Origin of the sequence: Streptomyces sp. NPDC126497 (assembly GCF_040302425.1) — a bacterium.
GTDB lineage: Bacteria > Actinomycetota > Actinomycetes > Streptomycetales > Streptomycetaceae > Streptomyces.
Genome location: NZ_JBEORT010000145.1, coordinates 1 through 13,839 on the forward strand (window position 1 = coordinate 1; position 13,839 = coordinate 13,839).

At 75.2% G+C, this 13,839-nt stretch carries 12 protein-coding genes; 4 read left to right on the forward strand and 8 right to left on the reverse strand.

What is annotated here, in order from left to right; translation table 11 throughout:
- Window positions 1-234 precede the first annotated feature (234 nt).
- From cseC to ABTY20_RS33260, 5 genes are all read right to left on the reverse strand, one after another.
- On the reverse strand, window positions 235-1,581 hold the full coding sequence (cseC, locus tag ABTY20_RS33240; protein WP_352000871.1) for a two-component system sensor histidine kinase CseC: 1,347 nt from the start codon (window positions 1,579-1,581) through the stop codon (window positions 235-237).
- 8 nt (window positions 1,582-1,589) lie between these two features.
- Window positions 1,590-2,288, reverse strand: a complete 699-nt coding sequence (cseB, locus tag ABTY20_RS33245; RefSeq protein WP_352000872.1) for a two-component system response regulator CseB — start codon at window positions 2,286-2,288, stop codon at window positions 1,590-1,592.
- Window positions 2,289-2,430: 142 nt separating this feature from the next.
- On the reverse strand, window positions 2,431-3,087 hold the full coding sequence (locus ABTY20_RS33250) for a hypothetical protein (protein WP_352000873.1): 657 nt from the start codon (window positions 3,085-3,087) through the stop codon (window positions 2,431-2,433).
- Window positions 3,075-3,626 (reverse strand): SigE family RNA polymerase sigma factor, encoded by a 552-nt coding sequence (locus ABTY20_RS33255; protein ID WP_352000874.1) that lies wholly within the window; start codon window positions 3,624-3,626, stop codon window positions 3,075-3,077. The genes ABTY20_RS33250 and ABTY20_RS33255 overlap by 13 nt, the downstream gene beginning before the upstream one ends.
- 301 nt (window positions 3,627-3,927) lie before the next feature.
- On the reverse strand, window positions 3,928-4,863 hold the full coding sequence (locus ABTY20_RS33260; protein WP_352000875.1) for an iron-sulfur binding domain-containing protein: 936 nt from the start codon (window positions 4,861-4,863) through the stop codon (window positions 3,928-3,930).
- A gap of 131 nt (window positions 4,864-4,994) precedes the next feature.
- Between ABTY20_RS33260 and ABTY20_RS33265 the strand changes: the two genes are divergently transcribed.
- On the forward strand, window positions 4,995-6,578 hold the full coding sequence (locus ABTY20_RS33265) for a sensor histidine kinase (RefSeq protein WP_352000876.1): 1,584 nt from the start codon (window positions 4,995-4,997) through the stop codon (window positions 6,576-6,578).
- Window positions 6,575-7,240 carry a response regulator transcription factor gene (locus ABTY20_RS33270; RefSeq protein WP_352000877.1) on the forward strand — a complete coding sequence of 222 codons (666 nt, stop codon included), beginning with the start codon at window positions 6,575-6,577 and terminating at the stop codon, window positions 7,238-7,240. Before ABTY20_RS33265 ends, ABTY20_RS33270 begins: the two co-directional genes overlap by 4 nt.
- A 6-nt stretch (window positions 7,241-7,246) precedes the next feature.
- Here ABTY20_RS33270 and ABTY20_RS33275 read toward each other — a convergent pair whose 3' ends face one another.
- The gene (locus ABTY20_RS33275; protein ID WP_352000878.1) at window positions 7,247-7,900 is read right to left on the reverse strand and encodes a phosphatase PAP2 family protein; all 654 of its coding nucleotides are present in this window, start codon (window positions 7,898-7,900) and stop codon (window positions 7,247-7,249) included.
- A 174-nt stretch (window positions 7,901-8,074) separates the two neighbouring features.
- Between ABTY20_RS33275 and ABTY20_RS33280 the strand changes: the two genes are divergently transcribed.
- Complete coding sequence (locus ABTY20_RS33280; protein ID WP_352000881.1) at window positions 8,075-8,950, forward strand: hypothetical protein; 876 nt, start codon at window positions 8,075-8,077, stop codon at window positions 8,948-8,950.
- 109 nt (window positions 8,951-9,059) lie between these two features.
- Here the strand turns inward: ABTY20_RS33280 and disA are convergent, their stop codons facing one another.
- On the reverse strand, window positions 9,060-10,184 hold the full coding sequence (disA, locus tag ABTY20_RS33285) for a DNA integrity scanning diadenylate cyclase DisA (RefSeq protein ID WP_190101175.1): 1,125 nt from the start codon (window positions 10,182-10,184) through the stop codon (window positions 9,060-9,062).
- A gap of 161 nt (window positions 10,185-10,345) precedes the next feature.
- Window positions 10,346-11,755: a DNA repair protein RadA gene (gene radA / locus ABTY20_RS33290; protein ID WP_352000879.1), complete on the reverse strand. Its 1,410-nt coding sequence runs from the start codon at window positions 11,753-11,755 to the stop codon at window positions 10,346-10,348.
- A gap of 242 nt (window positions 11,756-11,997) precedes the next feature.
- On the opposite strand from radA, the gene ABTY20_RS33295 reads away from it, so the two are divergent.
- On the forward strand, window positions 11,998-13,752 hold the full coding sequence (locus tag ABTY20_RS33295) for a BACON domain-containing protein (protein WP_352000880.1): 1,755 nt from the start codon (window positions 11,998-12,000) through the stop codon (window positions 13,750-13,752).
- The last annotated feature ends 87 nt before the right edge of the window (window positions 13,753-13,839 follow it).

Here is a 13,839-nt window from a genome sequence, read left to right on the forward strand (position 1 = left end):
CTGCGGACTTCCCGATCCGTCTCATGTTTACTTGGCTCACGTACTCAGCAGTCAACATTGCACTATCTTGGATGACCATTCTTACCTCGCATCCGGAGGGGTCCGGCACGGGGCGCCTCCCGCCCGCGGGGGGAGAGCAGCGTCCCGCGGGCCCGCTCGGAGCGCCGCCGCACCGGGCGGGACGCGGAGGCGCCCCGACAACCGCCCGGCGCCGGGAGGAGCACGCGTGCCCGGTCAGTGCGCCGGCATCGGATAGCTCCCGGTGTTCGTCGGCGCGTGCTCGGGCAGCCACAGCACGGCGACCGCACCCTCGGCCGGTACGTCGTCCGGCGCCCCCGCCGGCCGTACGTTGCGGAAGGTCAGCCGCGCGCCCATGACCCGGGCCTGCCCGGCCGCGATGGTCAGGCCCAGCCCGTGGCCGCGGCCGGCCCGGTCGGCGCTGCCGGTGCGAAAGCGGCTCGGCCCCTCGGCGAGCAGGGCCTCGGGGAAGCCCGGCCCGTGGTCGCGGACCCGCAGGACCCGGCCCTCGACGGTCACCTCGATGGGCGGCCTGCCGTGCCGGGCGGCGTTGGTGAGCAGGTTGAACAGCACGCGCTCCAGGCGCCGCGGGTCGGTGGTGACCTCCGACTCGTGCACCACGCGCACCGTGACGTCCGGGTCCTTCGCCCGCACTCGCCGGACGACGAACTCGCCCAGCAGGATGTCCTGCAGCTCGGCCCGCTCGGAGGCGCTGTCCAGCCGGGCCACCTCCAGGACGTCCTCGACGAGGGTGCGCATCGCCTTGGCCCGGTCCAGCACCAGCTCGGTCGGCCGGCCCGGCGGCAGCAGCTCGGCGGCGGTGAGCAGACCGGTCACCGGGGTGCGCAGCTCGTGCGCGATGTCGGCGGTGACCCGGCGCTCGGCCTCCAGCCGCTGCCGCAGCGCGTCCGCCATGGCGTCCACCGCGCTGGCCAGGTCGTCGGTCTCGTCCCGCACCACCCCGCCGATGGCCTCGCGCACCCGGACGTCCGTCTCGCCCCCCGCGACCCGGTTGGCGGCCGTGGCGGCCTTCCGCAGCCGCCGCGACAGGTGCCCGCCGATGAGCACCCCGAGCGCGCTGCCCCCCAGCACGACCGCGATGGAACCGATCACCAGGGCCTGGTCGAGGTCCTTGAGGATGTCCGAGCTGCGGTCGGTGAAACCGGAGTGCAGGGACATCACGTGCCCGTTCTTCAGCGGCACCGCCGCCCAGATGTCCGGAGCCCCGCCCGGCCGGTCGGCCACGTAGGTCGCCCGCCGGCCCCCCTCGACCTTCCCCCGCAGCTCCTTCGGCAGCTCCGGATCGTCGATCTTGGTGTTGGGGAAGTTCAGCCGCCCCGACAGCTCGTAGTTGCGCTGGGCGATCATGATGCGCTCGTCCGCCAGGTCACGCGCGTTGTCCAGCATCGACACCCGGGCCGCGTTGTGCACGACCAGACTCAGCGCGACCGCCACCAGCGCCCCGACCAGCGCGATGGCGGCGCTGAGCTTCCACCGCAGACCCGTCCCTATGCCCGCCCGGCCGACGGACGCCGCCACCAGGCGCCGGAAGTACCCCCGCATCGCTTCTCTCAGGCCTTCAGTTTGTAGCCGAAGCCGCGGACCGTCTCGATGCGGTCCTGGCCGATCTTCGTACGCAACCGCTGCACATGGACGTCGACGACCCGCGTGTCACCGCCCCAGCCGTACTCCCACACCCGTTCCAGCAGCTTGTCGCGGGAGAGCACGGTGCCCGGCGCCGCGGAGAACTCCAGCAGCAGCCGCATCTCGGTCGGCGTCAGCGCCACCGGCTCGCCCGCCCGGCGCACCTCCATGCCCCCGGTGTCGACCTCCAGCTCGCCGAAGGCCAGCACACCCCCGTCGCCCGGCCCCGCCGCCTCGTCCCGGCCGCCGCTCGCGCGCCCGAAGCGGCGCATCACCGCACGGATCCGGGCCACGAGCACGGCACTGTCGAACGGCTTGGTCACGTAGTCGTCGGCGCCCGCCTCCAGGCCCAGCACCACGTCGATGGCGTCGGCCCGTGCCGACAGCATGATCACCGGCACCGTCGACTCGTCCCGGATCCGCCGGCACAGGCTGACCCCGTCGAGTCCGGGCACCATCACGTCGAGCAGCGCGATGTCGGGACGGTCCGTGCGGAACGCCTCCAGGCCCGACAGCCCGTCGGGCTTCGCGGTGACCGCGAAGCCGTCCCGCTCCAGGGTGAGCTGGGTGGCCTCGCGGATGACGTCGTCGTCCTCGACGAACAGGACGTGGGTCTGGTCTGCCATCCCGGTGCTCTCAGTCCTCGTGTGATCGCGGCTCGGTGCGCGCGTGTCTGTCTCGTCCACTCCACGGACGCGGGGGCCGCGCGGAGGGTTCACCCGTTCATCGGTCCGGGCGGCCCCGCCGGTTCACGCCGTGAGCCGTGTCTCAGCCGGCGGGCGCCGGTGACGGCTCCGTGCCGGCCACCTGCCCGTAGTCGTTGTGCGTGCGGTACTTCTCGGTGAACCGGCCCGGACCCCAGCGGTACGTGATCACGTTCTCGCCGGACGGGCTCGACACCGGGTCGCCCCGCTCGTACACCTGATGGGTCACCACCAGGTCCCCGCGGTCGATCTCCGCGTACACCGGGGGCTCCTCGGCCGAGAACACGTTCACGTACGAGCCGCCCTGCTCGCGGTACACGTAGGAGCCGACACCCACCGCGTCCCCGCAGGTCAGCACATTGACGACGACGTCGTCGACGGCCCCCCGGGTGAGGTTGCCGTAGCTCACGTCGACCGGGTACTCGTCGGCCACGCACGGCTTCAGATCCCGCTTGACCTCCGCCGAGACCGCCGGGTCGGCCTTGACCAGCCGGACCGCGTCCACCCGGTCGGGGGTCCGCGAGGGCCTGGCCGACGCCGCCGCGGCGGGGGCGCTCGCCACGGAGTCCGCGTGCGCCGGTCCCTCGTCCCGAGCGCCGGTGCCGCCGGTGCCGCAGCCGGCGGCGAACAGGACGACGGCGGCGAACACGGCCGTCGCCGTGCTCGCCGCCCGGGCGGTGCTCCGGACCCACGAGGGTCCCGCGCCGATCAGGCCGCGCAACGCTCCCGCTCCTCACGCTCCAGTGCGCGGGCGTCCAGATCACGCGCCTGAAGCTCCTCGCGGAGCCGGGCGAGCGCCCGGTGCAGGGTGCTCTTGACCGTTCCGGCCGACATGCCGAGGGCGGCGGCCGTCTCCTCCGTGGACATCTGCTCCCAGTGTCGCAGCACCACGACGCTGCGCTGCTTCGGGGCGAGGACCTTCAGGACGTCCATCAGCAGGGCGCGGTCGGCGTGCTGCTCGGTGGCGTCGTCCACACAGGCGTCCGGGAGCTGCTCGGTGGGCACCTCCTCCAGCTTGCGGGCCCGCCACCACTCCGTCCGCGTATTGATCATGACCCGGCGCAGATAGGCGTCGGCCAGCCGCTTGTCCTCGATGGTCTCCCAGCGGCCGTACGTCCGGGCCAGCGCGGTCTGCAGCAGGTCCTGCGCGTCGACGGGGTCCGGAACCAGGCGGCGGGCGCTGCGCAGCAGCGCGTCCTGCCGGGTGCGGACGTACTCCTCGAACCCGAGCACCTCGCCCCGCCCCGTGTCCTGCGCCATGGTGAACCGCCTCCCGCTCCCCGTCCCGGCCCGCCCGCGCGGGCCGGTTGTACCGCCTGTGATCCCTGGTCGTCGTGCCCGTCTCGAGCACGTGATCGACGGTACGGAGGCGTTGTCACGGCGCTGTGCGAGGAAGCCTGCGGGAATCCCTCGGCTGTCCGTCGGTTGTGTAACGGAAGGAGGAAGTGGGTAAAGCGGACGGACGGTTGGGGCGGGTGTCGGACGGTATGCCCGGCCGGGGGCGGGTGTGCGGCGGCCGTGTCCGGGGGCAGGCGTGCGCGGGAGCCGGCCGTGCCCGGCGTCAGGTCATCGGCAGCCGGTACAGGCCGCCCGGCAGCGGCTCCACCAGACCGTCGGAGACCAGACCGTCCAGCGCGCGGGCACGCTGCACCGGCTCGTGCCACACCCGGTCCAGCGCGCTCTGCGGCACCGGTCCGTGCGCCTCCCGCAGCACGGCCAGCAGCCGGCCGCGGACCTGGCGGTCCGTGCCCGCGTACGTCTGGCCCCGGCGCGGCGGACCGTCGTGGGCCGGCTTGCCCGCCAGCCGCCAGGCGCACTGCGCGGCGATCGGGCAGCGGTGGCACGCCTCGTTCTTCGCCGTGCACACCAGCGCGCCCAGCTCCATGGAGGCGGCGGCCCACCGCGCGGCGGTCGACGCGTCCTCGGGCAGCAGCGCGCGGGCCAGCCGGCGCTCGGCGGCGGTGGTGGCGTTCGGCGGGTACTGCGTGCCGGTGACCGCGCGGGCGAACACCCGGCGCACATTGGTGTCCAGCACCGCGTGCCGCTGCCCGTACGCGAACGACGCCACCGCCGCCGCCGTGTACTCCCCGATGCCGGGCAGCGCCAGCAGCTGGGCGTGGTCGGCCGGTACGTCGCCGCCGTGCCGCTCCGTTATGGCGACGGCGGCGCCGTGCAGCCGGAGCGCGCGGCGCGGGTAGCCGAGCCGGCCCCAGGCGCGGACCGCCTCACCGGGCGCCTCGGCGGCGAGGTCGGCGGGGCGCGGCCAGCGGGCCAGCCACTGCTCGTAGACGGGCAGGACCCGGTTCACCGGGGTCTGCTGCAGCATGAACTCACTGACCATCACCCCCCACGCGCCGGCCTCCGGACGCCGCCACGGCAGGTCCCGGGCGTGCTCGTCGAACCAGTCGATGACGGGGGAGTGCAGCGGCTCACCGGGAGCACGCTCGGACGCGGAATCGGTGGTGCCGCCGTACGGGGGCTTGGTGGGAGCAGTCATGGCCCTTCGATCCTCCCACGCCGGGCCCCGCCCGCGGGGGGAGCGCCACGGCGGGGGCCTCCCGCGGGGTGACGGCACACCTGACGATCGACAGCGGTGCCGCACCCCCGTCCGCTTGTAGCGTCGGCGGCATGGAACGTGTCCGTCCCGCCGCGCTCGGCGCGGGCTGCCTGCTCTGGGCGGCCCTCGCGCTGCCGGCGGTCTGTGCCGACCGGCTCGGGCTGAACGAGCCGCGTCCGCTGCCGCAGCGGCTCGCCGGACTCGCCGTGCTCGCCGCCGCCACCGCCGCGGCCCGGCGCCGGCCGGCGGTCGCCTTCGGGCTGACGGCCGCGCTGGGCCTGGCCGCCACGCCCGCGCTGTTCAGCGTCTCCTACGGTCCGGCCCTCGCGGTGTTCGCCCTCCTGCTGGGACTGCGGGCGCCCCGCACGGCCCCCGCCGCGCTGTGCTTCGCCGCCGTCGGCTGCGCCGGAACCGTGCGGATCGCGCTGGTGGGCCCCGATCCGGTCCCCGAGTGGCTGGTCCTGACCGGCACCCTGCTCTTCGGCGGTGTCCTCCCCTGGCTCGGCGGACGCTACTGGCGGCAGAGCCGCGCGCTCACCGCGGCGGGCTGGCTGCGGGCGGCCCGCCTGGAGGAGGAGCGACGCCTCACCGAGGAACGCACCCGGCTGCGCGAGCGGGCCAGGATCGCCCAGGACATGCACGACTCCCTGGGGCACGAGCTGAGCCTGATCGCCCTGCGCGCGGGCGCCCTCCAGGTCGCCCCCGACCTCCCCGGCCACCACCGGGCCGCCGCGGCCGACCTGCGCACGGCCGCCGCCGACGCCACCGAGCGGCTGCACCGCATCATCGGCGTCCTGCGGGAGGACGACGACGAGCCCGCACCACTCGCCCCGGCCGGTGAGGACGTCGAGCGACTCGTCGCCCGCGCCGCCGAGTCGGGACTGCCGGTGCGCTGGGAGACCGGTGGACGGGGCACGGCCGTGGCGCCCGGCGGGGTCGCCGGGCGGCTGCTGCACCGGGTCACCAGGGAGGCGCTGACCAACGCGGCACGGCACGCACCGGGCGCCCCCGTCGTCGTGGCGGTGACGGGGGACGACGGGCGGGGAGCGACCGTCACCGTCACCAACGGACCCCCGGTCGCGAAGGGGACCCCGGCCCCCGGAGGCGGTTCGGGACTGCGCGGACTGCGCGCCGCCGTCACCGCGGTCGGCGGCGCCTTCGAGGCGGGCCCGCACGCCGGCGGGTTCCGCGTCCGGGCACACGTCCCCGCACAGGCCGCCGCGGCGCCCGCGGCGCCCCGCCCCGCCTCCGCCCCCTTCACCCGTGCCCGCCGCCGCGTCGCCGCCGGTCTGGGCGCCGCCGCCGGCGCGGGCGTGGTCCTGGTCGGCGCGGCCTTCGGCTGGTACGCGTACACCGAGACGCACGCGGTGCTGGAGCCCGCCGCCTACGCCGGTCTGCGCCCGGGCACCCCGCTCGCGGACCTCGCGCGGGTACTGCCGGACCGGCACGTCCAGGACCCGCCGGCGGAGCGCGCGCCCGCACCGCCCGAAGGCACCGACTGCCGCTACTACCGTGCGAGCGGCGAGCTCTTCGTCTCCGTCGACCACTTCCGGCTCTGCTTCGACGCCGAGGGCCGCCTGGCCGCCAAGAACGTGATCCCGCGCGTCGGCACGGCCGGCGAAGCGCGGGAGGAGTACGAGGAGTTCGCACCGTGATCCGGGTCCTGCTGGCCGACGACGAGGCGATGGTGCGCGCCGGGGTGCGCGCCATCCTGGGGAGCAGCGGCGAGACGGAGGTGGTCGCCGAGGCGGGCGACGGCCGCGAGGCCGTCGAACTGGCCCGGGCGCACCGCCCCGACGTGGCGCTGCTCGACGTCCGCATGCCCCGCCTGGACGGACTCGCGGCGGCCGGGGAGATCGTCCGCACCGTCCCCGGCACGGCCGTCGCCATGCTGACCACGTTCTCCGAACGCGCCTACGTCGCCCGCGCCCTGGGCGGCGGCGCCACCGGCTTCCTGCTGAAGTCCGGGGACCCCTACGAACTCATCGCGGGCGTACGGGCGGTGGCGGGCGGCGCGGCCTTCCTGTCGCCCAAGGTGGCCCGGTACGTCATCGAGGGCCTCGGCGGAACCGACGGCGGCGGCCGGCTCGCCCGGGAGGCCGAGGCGCGGGCGCGCGTGGCGGTGCTGAGCCCGCGCGAACGCGAGGTCCTCGGCCTGGTCGGGGCCGGACTGTCCAACCCGGAGATCGCCGCCCGGCTGCATCTCGTCGAGGGCACGGTGAAGGCGTACGTCAGCGCGGTCCTCGACCGGCTCGGCGTGCGCAATCGTGTACAGGCGGCGATCGTCGCCCACGAGGCGGGCCTGGTGGCGCGCTGAAGCCGCTCAGCGGCGCCGGTGCGCGGCGTGCTGCGGCACCGCGCGGGCGGCGGTCCTCGGACCCGGCCCGGTGAGCCACCGCGCGGCGGGCGCCGACGAGGCGCGCACCGCCTTTGCGAGCCGGACCGCCGGACGCACGGCCAGGCGTACGACGGCGAGGGCGACGACCGCGCCCAGCAACAGGCCCGCGGCCACGTCGTGCGGGTAGTGCACGCCGACGAACACCCGGGAGAACGCCATGAGCAGGGCCAGCGGGACGGTCAGCCGGACGAGGGCGCGCCGGACCAGGACCAGCGCGAGGGCCGAGGCCCCCGCGATCGTGGCGTGGTTGCTCGGGAACGACCAGTCGCCGTGCGGCGGGCACTCCGCCAACGACGGGGCGGCACCGGCGACCGCCCGGCACGGACGCTCCTCCGTCACCAGGGACTTGAGCGCCTCACTGCACACGTACGCCACAGCCGTGGCCAGAGGTGCAAGGACCGCGATCGCGAACGCGCGGGCGTCGGAGTGCCGTGCCCGCCACCAGCCGGCCGCGAACAGCGCGACGAACACCAGCAGTCCGGCCTCCGTCCCGATCTCGGCCGTGTGCCGCACCCACGCGGGGGCGTCGTGGGCGTGGTCGGTGATGTCGCGGTAGAGCCCGCTGTCCACGAAGTCCATGGTCACGCACGGTAGGCGAGGCGCCGATACGGTCACACCCCGCGATCGTCGTGTGTCGTACCTGACGAACGGCAGGGGTGGCAGGGCGGTTACCGGGATGATGATCCGGAAAAGTTGTGTGCGGAGCGGCGGGTGGGACAGGCGAACGCGCCGATCTCTCGTACAGTTTGCGCCGTGGGATCTCTGCGCAATCCGGTCGGGCCGCTTCCCTCCACCATCTACTGGCGTCGGAGGGCCGTACTGCTGTCCGTACTCGCCCTGTTGGCGCTGTTGATCACCTGGGTGGTGGTCTCCGGCGGCGGGAGCGGCGGCGACGGCGACAACGGTGCCAACGGCAAGAATCCCGCGCCGTCCATCACTCCCGGACCGTCGGGTTCGGGCCCGGCGATCAGTCAGGCGCCGGGCGGACGCGACGAGTCGGGGGACGGCGGATCCGACGGTTCCGGCGGGTCGGGCGGGTCGGGCGGTTCCGGTGGCTCGGGCGGTTCGTCGTCCGGGTCCGGTGACGGCGGGTCCGACGGCGACCCGGCGGACTCCGGTGGCGCCGACGGCGGCTCGGGCGGCGGCTCGGGAGGCGGCTCCGGGGGCGGTGCGGCGGCCGGGGTCGGCGCGGGTGACGCGCTGCCGGCCGGATCGGGATCCTCGCTGCCCAACTGCACGGCGAATGCGGTGAAGTTCAGCCTGCGCAGCTCCCGCAACGCCTATGCGCCGGGGCAGACGCCCACGTTCCTGCTCACCGCGCGGAACACCTCGGGCAGCGCGTGCAAGGTCGATCTCGGGCCGGACGAGATGGTGTTGACGATCACCCCGGCGAGCGGTGACGACGCGTTCTGGGCGTCGGACGACTGCCCGAAGGGGGCACGGAGCCTGGTGTTCCGGGTGCCGGCGGAGGACAGCATCACCTACACCGTGAAGTGGGACCGCAAGGCGAGTGCGCCGGAGTGCGCGACGCCGGAGGCCGGGACGGCCGATGCGGGAACCTACCTGGTGGAGGCGAAGGCGCCGGGCTTCGAGAAGGTGCGGACGTCGTTCGTGCTGAAGGCGGACTGACCCGGCTGCGGACAGTCGCGCCCCCTCTCGGTGCCCCGAAGGCCTGGGAGGCGCCCCGCGAACGCGGGTGGGCGAAGCCCACCCCGCCCCGCGACGGCCGGGGGCTCCCTCAGACGTACCGCTCGAGGATCGAGCTCTCCGCCAGCCGCGACAGCCCCTCGCGCACGCTCCGCGCCCGCGCCTCGCCGACCCCGTCCACCGTCTGCAGGTCGTCCACGCTCGCGGCGAGCAGCTTCTGCAGCCCGCCGAAGTGCTCCACCAGGCGGTCGATGATCGCCCGGGGGAGCCTCGGCACCTTCGCCAGCAGCCGGAAGCCGCGCGGCGACACCGCCGAGTCGAGGGTCTCCGGGGAGCCCGTGTAGCCCAGGGCGCGGGCCACCGTCGACAGTTCCAGCAGCTCCGCCTGGGGAAGCGCGTCCAGTTCGTGCAGGGCCTCGTCGACCGTGCGGGAGCGCTTGGCGGTCGGCTCGGGCACGTAGTCCCGCACGATCAGCTCGCGCTCCGGTTCCACGCCCGCGATCAACTCGTCCAGCTGGAGGGCGAGGAGACGTCCGTCGGTGCCCAGTTCGACCACGTATTCGGCGATTTCGGTGGCGATGCGGCGCACCATCTCCAGCCGCTGCGCGACCGCCGAGACGTCCCGGACGGTCACCAGGTCCTCGATCTCCAGCGCCGAGAGCGTGCCGGCGACCTCGTCGAGACGGAGCTTGTAGCGCTCCAGGGTGGCGAGCGCCTGGTTGGCGCGGGACAGGATCGCCGCGGAGTCCTCGAGGACCCGGCGGTGGCCGTCGACGTACAGCGCGATCAGGCGCATCGACTGGGAGACCGAGACGACGGGGAAGCCGACCTGCTTGGAGACGCGGTCGGCCGTGCGGTGCCGGGTGCCGGTCTCCTCGGTGGGGATGGTGGGGTCCGGTACGAGCTGGACGCCCGCCCGCAGGATCTTGGACAGGTCGGACGACAGCACGATGCCGCCGTCCAGCTTGCACAGTTCGCGCAGCCGGGTCGCGGTGAACTCGACGTCCAGCACGAAGCCGCCGCTGCACAGCGTCTCGACGGTCTTGTCGGAACCGAGCACGATGAGGCCGCCGGTGTTGCCGCGGAGCACGCGCTCCAGGCCGTCACGCAGGCTGGTGCCGGGCGCCACGGCGCTCAGCGAGGCGCGCATCAGGCCATCGGAACCGGCACTCCCACCGGACTTTCCGGGAGCTGCTGCCCGGTCGTTGGCTGCCACTGCACTCCTCCGGTCGCAGGTTCTGGGCGCCCCCGTTCAGGGCCTCTCGTTCGGAACGGGACCGGCTCGCGTGCCCCGGCACGCTCCCCGCTCCGGCCCGTTCCGAACGAGAGACCCCAGCCGCACTCGGTTCGTACGGACGGGCGAGACCTGGGCAAAGTCTACCGGCGGTCCTCCTCGTCCCGCGGGGCCTCTCGCCGACGGGAGCGCGGGAGGACCCGCAGCGCCTCCCCCATGTCCGCCACTTCCAGCACCTTCATGCCCGGCGGTACCTTGCCCGGATCGGCCGGGACCAGGGCGTGAGTGAAGCCCAGGCGGTGCGCCTCGGCGAGCCTGCGCTGGACGCCCGTGACCCGTCTCACCTCACCGGCCAGACCCACCTCGCCGATCGCGACCAGGTTCTTCGGCAGCGGGGTGTCGCTCGCCGCCGACGCCAGCGCCAGCGCCACGGCCAGGTCCGCGGCCGGCTCCGAGAGCTTGACCCCGCCGACCGTCGCGGAGTAGATGTCCCTCTTGCCCAAGGCGCTGATGCGCCCCCGCTGTTCCAGCACCGCCAGCATCATCGACACCCGCGAGGTCTCCAGACCGGACGTGGTGCGCCGGGGCGAGGGGATCTGCGAGTCGACCGTGAGCGCCTGCACCTCGGCGACCAGGGGCCGGCGGCCCTCCAGGGTGACGGTCAGACAGGTGCCCGGGACCGGTTCGTCACGCCGGGTCAGGAAGAGTCCGCTCGGGTCCGCCAGGCCCGTGATGCCCTCGTCGTGCAGCTCGAAGCAGCCGACCTCGTCCGTCGTGCCGTAGCGGTTCTTCACGCCGCGCACCAGGCGCAGGCGCGCGTGCCGGTCGCCCTCGAAGTGCAGGACGACGTCCACCAGGTGCTCCAGCAGGCGAGGGCCGGCGATCGCGCCGTCCTTGGTGACGTGGCCCACCAGGAGCGTGGACATCCCGCGGTCCTTGGAGGCGCGGATCAGCGCGCCGGCCACCTCGCGGACCTGGGCCATGCCGCCGGGGGCGCCGTCGATCTCCGGGGACGCCACCGTCTGCACCGAGTCCATGATCAGCAGGGACGGCTTCACCGCGTCCAGGTGGCCGAGGACGGCGGACAGGTCCGTCTCGGCGGCGAGGTACAGGTGGTCGTCGATGGCGTGGATGCGGTCGGCGCGCAGCCGGACCTGGCTCGCGGACTCCTCACCCGTGACGTACAGCGTGCGGTGCTCCTCGCTCGCCGCCTTGGCCGCCACGTCCAGCAGCAGCGTGGACTTGCCCACGCCCGGCTCGCCCGCGACCAGCACCACCGCGCCGGGCACCAGTCCGCCGCCGAGCACCCGGTCCAGCTCGGGCACGCCGGTGGAACGGGCGGTGGCCTGTCGGCCGTCGACCTGGCCGATGGGCAGGGCGGAGGTGGTGACCCGCCCGGGCGTCGTCGTACGGACCGCGGGCGCGCCGTACTCCTCGACCGTCCCCCAGGCCTGGCACTCGGGGCAGCGGCCGAGCCACTTGGCCGTCTGCCAGCCGCACTCGGTGCAGCGGTAGGACGGTCGGTCCTTGGAGCTCTTGGTACGGGCAGCCATGCGGAAAAGGTAACCGCACGCACTGACAACGGGTGGTGCCCGCCCTCCCCGGGGCCGCCCCGCCCCGGACCCCGGTCCGGCCCGGGCGGCCCCGTCCCGCGACGGCGGACGCGGCCGGGAGGGCCCGCCGGAGCCGGGAAGCGAAAGGTTCCTTTCCCCGATAGAGGGATCGTTTCACCCGTACGGATTAAAAGTGCGCAGGGCTCCGGGAGGCGCCGTCCCGCGCCGCCTACGGTCGCCGGATGACGAGCAGTGGCCCGGAGACCCCGACCCGTATGACCGGAGCGCACCGGACGCACCGGGAAGTGCGTGACCACGGCGCCGCGCGCACGCTGGCCCAGCGGCCGGCCGCCCCCTACGAGCCCCATCTGGACGGCCTCTTCACCTACTGCCTGTCCGTGCTGTGCGACCACGACGCGGCGACCGCCGCCCTGGCCGACGCCCTCGTGCTCGCGGAACGCCGCGGCCGGCGCGTCCCCGACGAGCCGGGGAGCCGCCGGGCCTGGCTGTACGCGCTGGCCCGCTGGGCGTGTCTGCGCGCCCTGGCCGAGACCCGGCGGGAACGCCGGGCCGCCCACGCCGTGGGCCGCGCCGGGCGGCGGCGGGCGACCGGGCCCGTCACCGTCCCGGCCGTCTCCGCGGAGGTCCGGGAGCGGCGCCGCCGCGAACTGGCCGAGCTGGCCTGGCCGGAGGCCGCCGGCACCACGCCGGAGCAGCGCGAGGCGCTCGAACTCGCGGTGCGCCACCACCTCGCCGCCCACGAGGTCGCCGCCGTGCTCGGCATGCAGCCGGCCGCCGCGCACGCGCTGCTCGCCGCCGCGGCCTGCGAGGTGGAGCGCACCCGTGCGGCGCTCGCCGTCGTCGGGACCGGCGCCTGTCCGGGCGTGGCGCATCTCACCGGCGACCGCCGGCTCGTACTCAGCGCGACCCTGCGCCGTGAGCTCGTCCGGCACGTCGACGACTGCCCGCGCTGCCGCCGCAGCGCCGGGCGGGCCGTCCCGGGCCGCTGGCCGGGCACCAGCGCCGCACCGGACGTGCTGCCCGTCCTCCCGGCCCCCGCCGCGGCCCTGCACGCGGCCATGGCGCACCACTCACGCGCGCGCGGCGCCGCTCCCCGCTTCGACCGGCACGGCTTCCCGATGGACCCCAAGGACCGCGTCGCGCGCAGGGAGCGGCTGCGCGCGCGTGCGGTCACGACGACGGTCGTCGTCACCGTCGTCGCCGCGCCGGTGCTCGCGCTGTGGGCCGCCTACCGGGGCACCCCCGTGGGCGAGGCCCAGGACGGCCGTCCGGCCTCCGCGCGGCAGGACGGCGGCCCCGTGGACCTCGGCGGCGAGGGGACGGGCGGCTACGAGAACACCGGCAACGCGAGCACCCGGTCCGGAGCGGGATTCGGCGGGGACGGCGGGCCGGACGTGTCCGTGGAGGTCGTGAGCGCCGCCGGAGCCGGGGCCGGGGGTGCCGCCGCGCTGGACGTCACGGCCGGCCACAGCGGCGACACCACGCTGATCACCCTGACCGCGACGGGCTCCGGACCGGTCCGCTGGTCCGTGTCGACGGAGGCGGCCTGGCTCTGTCCCAGCCGGTCGTCGGGGACGCTCGCGCCCGGCGAGTCGGTGACCGTCGAGGTGTACGTCGACCACCTGCGCGAGCCGTCCGGCCCCTGGAGCGCGACCGTCGCGGTCTCGCCCGCCGGTTCCGTCGTGACCGTCCACGGCCGCGGTCCCGTCCCGCCGGCCCTGGACGGCGGCCCGTCCTCCGGCCACCCCGGCGGCCCGGGCACCGCCCACCCGGGCACGCCCGGCGACCCTCCTCCGCCGTCGTCCGGCCCGGACCCCACGCCCACGGCACCCCCGGAGTCCACGCCGGACGACCCCTCGTCCTCGCCGGACCCGGACCCCGCGACGGACGGCCCGACACCCGCCGACCCGCTGCCGACCGGCCCGGAGGACGCGCCGCCCACCGACGGCGACGCCCCTGGCCCGGCCACGTCCTAGGGCCTCTCGTTTGGATCATGTCGGCGTCGCGGGGCTTGGCACGCGCATCTGCCGCGTTGTCGTCAGTTGCCAACGCTCCGCGTTGGC